Origin of the sequence: Chamaesiphon sp. OTE_8_metabat_110 (genome assembly GCF_031382685.1) — a bacterium.
In the GTDB taxonomy this organism is placed as follows: domain Bacteria; phylum Cyanobacteriota; class Cyanobacteriia; order Cyanobacteriales; family Chamaesiphonaceae; genus Chamaesiphon.
The window spans coordinates 1-6,527 of record NZ_JANMZA010000244.1; the positions used below are offsets into that span (position 1 = coordinate 1).

At 49.3% G+C, this 6,527-nt stretch carries 7 protein-coding genes; 6 read left to right on the plus strand and 1 reads right to left on the minus strand.

Features of this window, described 5'->3' with window-relative positions:
• Nucleotides 1–248: 248 nt before the first annotated feature.
• Nucleotides 249–1,283, minus strand: coding sequence for a UDP-3-O-(3-hydroxymyristoyl)glucosamine N-acyltransferase (lpxD, locus tag RMO52_RS09000; protein ID WP_310413113.1), 1,035 nt, complete (start codon nt 1,281–1,283; stop codon nt 249–251).
• A gap of 28 nt (nt 1,284–1,311) precedes the next feature.
• Between lpxD and RMO52_RS09005 the strand changes: the two genes are divergently transcribed.
• The 6 genes from RMO52_RS09005 (at nt 1,312) to pstC (ending at nt 6,153) form a co-directional block, all read left to right on the plus strand.
• Nucleotides 1,312–1,491, plus strand: a complete 180-nt coding sequence (locus tag RMO52_RS09005; RefSeq protein ID WP_310413104.1) for a hypothetical protein — start codon at nt 1,312–1,314, stop codon at nt 1,489–1,491.
• 183 nt (nt 1,492–1,674) lie between these two features.
• Nucleotides 1,675–2,400, plus strand: coding sequence for a triose-phosphate isomerase (gene tpiA / locus RMO52_RS09010; RefSeq protein WP_309744952.1), 726 nt, complete (start codon nt 1,675–1,677; stop codon nt 2,398–2,400).
• Entirely contained in the window at nt 2,384–2,542 is a 159-nt protein-coding gene (locus RMO52_RS09015; RefSeq protein WP_309744950.1) for a hypothetical protein, read from the plus strand. Before tpiA ends, RMO52_RS09015 begins: the two co-directional genes overlap by 17 nt.
• Nucleotides 2,543–2,568: 26 nt before the next feature.
• Complete coding sequence (locus RMO52_RS09020; RefSeq protein WP_310413107.1) at nt 2,569–3,549, plus strand: hypothetical protein; 981 nt, start codon at nt 2,569–2,571, stop codon at nt 3,547–3,549.
• 477 nt (nt 3,550–4,026) lie between these two features.
• Nucleotides 4,027–5,181: a phosphate ABC transporter substrate-binding protein PstS gene (gene pstS, locus RMO52_RS09025; RefSeq protein WP_310413110.1), complete on the plus strand. Its 1,155-nt coding sequence runs from the start codon at nt 4,027–4,029 to the stop codon at nt 5,179–5,181.
• 6 nt (nt 5,182–5,187) lie between these two features.
• The gene (pstC, locus tag RMO52_RS09030) at nt 5,188–6,153 is read left to right on the plus strand and encodes a phosphate ABC transporter permease subunit PstC (protein ID WP_309744943.1); all 966 of its coding nucleotides are present in this window, start codon (nt 5,188–5,190) and stop codon (nt 6,151–6,153) included.
• Nucleotides 6,154–6,527 lie beyond the last annotated feature (374 nt).

Genomic DNA, 6,527 nt, shown 5'->3' on the forward strand with positions numbered 1-6,527 from the left:
GAACAACTACAGCTTCTGAGGTAGCTTAGCACGATCGCTTGATAATGGCATCCACAAATCGCCATAAATTTTACATTCTTGAGGTAAATTAACTACTCGGATAGATGATATTTTTGGATCGAAGACTACTAGTTTCCATCGGGATTTACTAGCAAAAAGGCAGCTCGATCGCCTGCGGTACGCTCCGCGAACAGCAGCGATCGGACAATGCCACCAAGACAGCGACCGCCTGAATCTGCATCTAAATTTTAACTACGTGGACTGTTTTTAAAGAATTGATACATTTCTGGTAGTCGATTGACGATCGCGGCAGTTTTGAGCCAAAGTTTGTGGGAAACTGCGGGATATCCCGAGACAATTTCACCAGGATCGACGTTGCGATGAATGCCTGTTTTCGATGAAGCAATTGCGCGATCGCCGATGGTGACTTGATTGGCAACGCCGACTTGTCCAGCGAGTAAAACTCCATTGCCAACTTTGACGCCACCAGCTAACCCAACTTGAGCGGCAAGGGCGCAATTAGATCCAATTTGACACCCATGCCCGACATGTACGAGGTTATCTAACTTGGTATCTTTACCGATCCGCGTTTCCCCTACGGCTGGTCGATCGACAGTGCTATTGCAACCGATCTCTACGCCATCCTCTAAGACTGTATAACCAGCCTGTTCCATCTTGAACCAGCCTGTAGCCGTCGGCACAAAGCCAAAGCCCTCTGCGCCGATCGTCGCCCCACTGTGGATGACGCAATTAGCGCCAATCCGTACCCGCTCGTGAATGGTACAGTTAGCATGAAGGATCGTCCGATCGCCAATGCGGACATCGGGATAGATAACGACATTTGGATGGACGATCGCCCCATTGCCGATCGTCACACCAGCTTGGATGACTACATGGGCACCGATCGATACATCCTCGCCCAATGCGACTCCCGGCGCGACGATCGCGCTCGGATGAATCCCCGTCGGAAGCTGGAAGGGCTGATAAAATAACTGGATAACTCGGGCAAATAACAATCGCGGTTCGCTGGCGGCGATCCAGACGATCCCTCGATCGATCGCCTGCGTATGTAGCGACCGATCCATCGGTAAAATCAGGGCACTCGCTGCCGTACTACCGACAAATTTGGCAAACTTATCGCCTTCAATATAAGAAATCGTCCCAGGCGTGGCTGCATCGATCGGAGCTAAGCCAGTTAAAGTGGGGTTGAGATGACTATGGGTATCCAAACTACTTGCTTGGACAGCAGACCCTAGTTTAGTTATCAGTTCGCTAAATTGGATTGTAAATTCGGGAGAGAAGCTCAGCATAGTGTCAGACCAAATCGGACTATTACTTAAAATGTTATTACCATCTGTCGCGATCTCGATCGCAATTAACTACCTAGGACAAAGCCTCAACCCAGACCCCACAACCAGCACCGTCTTGGTAGCCGTCTTCCTCCCTTCAAGCGCGATCGCAATATTTCTCTGGTGGCAAGGTAAGAGGTAATGGGTAAAAGGTAAAAGGTAAGAGGTAACAGGTAAGAGGTAATGGGTAAGAGGTAATGAACGATTCTTAATCTCCCAGTCTCCCAGTCCCCCCAACTCCCAACTCCCAACTCCCATCTCCCATCTCCCAACTCCCCTCCACCCAATTCATGAGAATATGGAGAAGACTAATCTAAATTGAGCTGTGCGTAAAGTTATTATTGCTGGTAATTGGAAAATGTATAAAACTCAGGGTGAAGCCACTGAGTTTTTGACGGAATTTATTCCGCAAATTGATGATGCTCCTGAAGACCGCGAAGTAGTCTTGTGCGTGCCGTTTACAGATTTGACGATCGTCAACAAAAGTCTACATGGCAACCGGATTCGCTTGGGTGCCCAAAATGTCCATTGGGAAGAATGCGGCGCTTATACAGGTGAGATTTCGGCGAGCATGTTGACCGAAATGGGTGTGAGATATGCGATCGTCGGACATAGCGAACGCCGCCAGTATTTTGGTGAAACTGACGAAACCGTGAATTTACGACTCAAAGCAGCGCAAAAAAGTGGGTTGATTCCGATTTTATGCGTGGGAGAAACCAAGCAACAGCGTGATGCGGGTGAAGCCGAGCGTTTGATTATCCAGCAATTAGATCGGGCACTAGCAGGCATCGATCTCGATCGGTTGGTAATCGCCTACGAGCCGATTTGGGCGATCGGGACTGGCGAAACCTGTGAAGCTACTGAAGCCAATCGAGTTATCGGTTTGATTCGCGATCGCTTAGCCGATCCCCAAGTACCGATTCAATACGGTGGTTCGGTCAAACCGAGCAACATCGACGAAATTATGGCTCAACCCCAAATTGATGGTGTCTTAGTCGGTGGAGCCAGTTTGACGGCTACTGATTTTGCAGGCATTGTCAATTACAAATAATCTAGTCGCAGTTACCAAACTGCCAATTTCTGCTGCTGGCTACCGCATCAAAAATGTCGATCGACAGCCAAATAGTAACCGATCGTTAATTGCTGAGATCGGGGTGCATCTAAAAGCGATCCGATCGACTAAAATAACATAGCGTTAAGTTAAAAAACCATAGGGCAAATGCCTGAAAGAGCTATAAATACGAAAAGTGCCACAGGTTGTCTGCTGTTGCTAATTCCAGCAGCACTAACAATATCTGCGTTGTTTGTGGCGTGGCCGATAATATTGGGTGTAACTCTGGCGATCGCTGGTGGAAATATTTGGCAGAGCTATGAATGGACGAAGACGGCTCGATCGATCGATCCGGTTTTTCAACAATTAATCGTGCAAAATCGCGGCGAAATTTCGGCGCTCGATTTGTCATTGCAGGCAAACGTTTCCGGTAAGGTATCCGATCGGTATCTAGTTGCTAAAGCAAGTGAATTTGGCACTGGTAGGCGCCAACATCCCGATCGAGGACAAGTCTACTATTTTGTAAGTGTTAGTACTCTGGGTCAGATTTTTGATGATAGCGAGAGAGAGCCGCCAGCACTGATGCCAGCGACGACTCCCGTGGCGACTTTCCCGCAGACTGTCGCGCCCGAAGCCGTCCCTGAATTAGCATACTCGGAATATCGGGTAGCACATACAGCTAACTCAGCAATGTCATTCGCGCCGGAGGCAACACTCTCAGCAGCACCCGCAACCGTAACCGATCTGGAGCAAGCGATTCCAGCAATCGATGTTTCCGCAAGTGAATCTACGCCATCGATCGAGCAGATGCCCGTCCCGTCCGCTGAATCTACTGAGTTAGCAGATCTTCCTTCTGTCTTATCTTCTGACTCTCCTGAGTTAGCCCACAAGACATCCGGTGAGACTAGCTTATCGATGGAGATAGAGTCTGCCCCGTTTGTCGCAGTCGAACAGACAGTAACATCACAGCAACCCCAAGTGCTAATTATCCAATCCGAATTAGCTAAGCGGTTGGATGTCCACTCCAGTACGATCTACAAGCGGCGGAGCGAACCAAACTTCACCGACTGGACGCGCAACCGCGATCCGGAAGGGCTGGCTTGGGGATATTCTGAGGCTAACAAAGAATATTATCAGGTAGAGACCTAAATAACTGGCGGGTGGCATCTAAGTTACGGACATCGCCAACGCTGGCACCTGTAGCCTGTAGCCTCATTAGATCGGATTTTCCTTCTGACAAATCAAGCGGAGTCGCCATTAGAAATGTCTGTAATGTTGTTACATCATTACAGACATTTTTGTGAAGATCTATGTGCGAACGATCGCCGCCACTAGATCGACTTTGGCGGCGATTTCGAGGAGTGAAATATCGCTCAAAGCCATTAGAGCAGCCGATTTGCTGCAACTGCCCCCAATCATTGAATCGGACTCACTTCCAAACGTTAACCTGTTGTTAACCTGAAGCAACGTCAGATCGATCTATGCTCGATCGTAGATCGAAAATTTTTAGCTAATTACCTTTGATAAACCTTGGGCTTGAAGCCTGCCAAGATGGCAGACTGCCATCTTGGCAGTAGTCAGGAAGTTAGCTAACTAGACCATCAAAAAAATTGAGGAGATATCATTATGAATAACCACCAAATAGAGCGTTCCAATACTGGCACGGCAACTCTAGGTAGGTCGCGCCATACCATCCAGATTTTAGTGGCATTGACGCTGGGCGTCACTACCGCTGCTTGTACGCCCCAAAGTCCCGATGTAGCTACTCCCCCTACGGGTGGCACTGCATCTCCAGCAGCAGGCAGTGGGGCTGCACCCGCAAGTGGTGGCGGGAGCAGTTCTTTAAGCGGTGCTGGTGCATCCTTTCCGGCTCCTTTATACCAACGGTGGTTCGCTGATTACAATAAAGCTAATCCCAGCACGCAAATCAGTTATCAATCCGTCGGTAGTGGTGCTGGGATCGAGCAATTTTTGGCGGGTACGGTAGATTTTGGCGCGACCGACGCACCATTGAAACCTGAAGAACGGGCTAAATTCAAGGCTAAATATAATGCCGACCCCATTCAGGTACCGATGACTGGCGGTAGCGTCGTATTTGCCTACAATTTAGAGGGAGTCAAAGATTTAAAACTATCGCGGGCAGCCTACTGTGGGATTGCCGCCGGGAAAATTAAGAAGTGGAACGATCCGGCGATCGCCAAAAGCAATCCTGGCGCCAAACTCCCCGACCAAGCAATTCAATTCGTTCACCGTTCTGATGGTAGTGGGACGACGTACCAGTTTACCACTCACCTCAAAGCTGCCTGTGGAGCGACCTGGACTGCTGGTGCCAACAAATCGATCTCGTGGCCTACTGGCACGGGTGCCAAAGGTAATGAAGGTGTTGCTGCCCAGATTCAACAAACTCCCAGTTCGATCGGGTATGTAGAGTATTCCTACGGCAAGCAAACTAATTTAACGATGGCCGCGATCGAAAACAAATCAGGGCAGATCGTCGCGCCATCTCCAGAGTCTGGTGCCGAGGCATTTGTGGGCGAGAAAGTACCTGCCGATCTCGCACTCACAGTAGCAGATTCTGCCAACCCCAAAGCTTACCCGATTTCCGGTCTCACTTGGCTACTACTTTATCCTCAGAAGGATGCTGCCAAGCAAACAGCGCTCAAAAGCGTCATCGATTGGTCGTTGACTACCGGGAAAGCTACAGCCACCGAGCTAGGCTATGTACCGTTAGAGGCGTCACTGGTGGCTAAGGTCAAAGAAGAACTCAACAAAGTTAAATAAACTTGTATGACTGCACAACCTTCAGATCCCAAGGAAACATCGCTCCTCGATGCCTCCACTAGCTACAATCTCGTGCGGTCGATCGACCAAAATTTCCGGCGCTTGACTCTGGGACTAGCCCTCTCGGTCGGGCTGATCTTGATCTGGATTGCCTATTCTCTATTAGTCATCGCCTTACCCGCGATTCAGGCGTTTGGGCTGGGATTTTTATTCGATAGTACTTGGGATCCAGTCAAAAATATTTACGGCGCGTTACCTCACGTCTACGGTACTGTCCTTAGTTCCCTCCTGGCACTGATTTTCGCAGTGCCGCTGGGCGTAGGGGTCGCCATTTTCTTGACTGAAAACTTTCTCAAGCCGAATATTCTCCAGCCGATCGCTTTTGTCATCGAGCTATTAGCAGCCGTGCCGAGTGTGGTCTATGGCTTATGGGGATTATTTGTGTTTCTCCCCGCCATTAAACCGCTGTTGCAAGGACTCAACCGTAATTTTGGCTGGATTCCCTTCTTTTCCACCGAACCAGGTGGTAGACAGCTTTTTGGAGCATCTTTGGTGCTGGCGATCATGATTTTACCGACGATTATTGCCATCTCCCGCGATACCTTGACTTCCCTCCCGCCCAAGCTCCGGCAAGGCGCTTATGGACTAGGGGCGACTCGCTGGGAGACGATTATGAGAGTGCTGCTACCAGCCGCATTGTCGGGAATTATTGGTTCGATCATGTTAGCACTGGGGCGGGCATTGGGCGAAACGATGGCGCTGACGATGTTGGTCGGTAATGCCAATCAGGTGAATGTATCCTGGCTGGCTCCAGCTTCGACACTTTCTTCGCTAATTGCCAACCAGTTTGGTGAAGCTAGCGGTCTGCAAAAGTCATCGCTGTTTTATGAAGCCTTGATTTTGATGGTGTTGACACTGTTAGTCAACGTATTAGCGCAAGCACTAGTCAGTCGCTTTCAGCAGGTTGAGTAGATTTGAGGGTAATCGATCGTTAACAGCTAGAAATTGCCCCGATTCCTAGTACTACCGTATATACATAAGTTTGCTTGACTTCCTTTCTAGATCTAAATCCCCCAACCCCCTTGGAAAGGGGGCTTTCAAAGTCCCCCTTTTCAAGGGGGATTTAGCGGATGCAATCGCGCTGAGGTTTCCTCAGCGTGCGTTGCACCAAGCAGGGGGATTCAGATCTAGAAACGAAGTCAAGCAGACTTGTCGGTACGCGGTAGGGAACCATGACAGAGGGCAAATCGGAACATAGTCAAGATTACATCGATTCTCCGCCGGAATTTATTACTGATGCCGCAGATGTAGATATTCTTCACGAACTCATGCAGCGCGAACCAATT

Bases quoted from the DNA above. Each gene is read 5' to 3' on its own strand.
- RMO52_RS09020 (WP_310413107.1), top strand. From the start codon at position 2,569: ATGCCTGAAAGAGCTATAAATACGAAAAGTGCCACAGGTTGTCTGCTG.
- pstS (WP_310413110.1), top strand. From the start codon at position 4,027: ATGAATAACCACCAAATAGAGCGTTCCAATACTGGCACGGCAACTCTA.
- pstC (WP_309744943.1), top strand. From the start codon at position 5,188: ATGACTGCACAACCTTCAGATCCCAAGGAAACATCGCTCCTCGATGCC.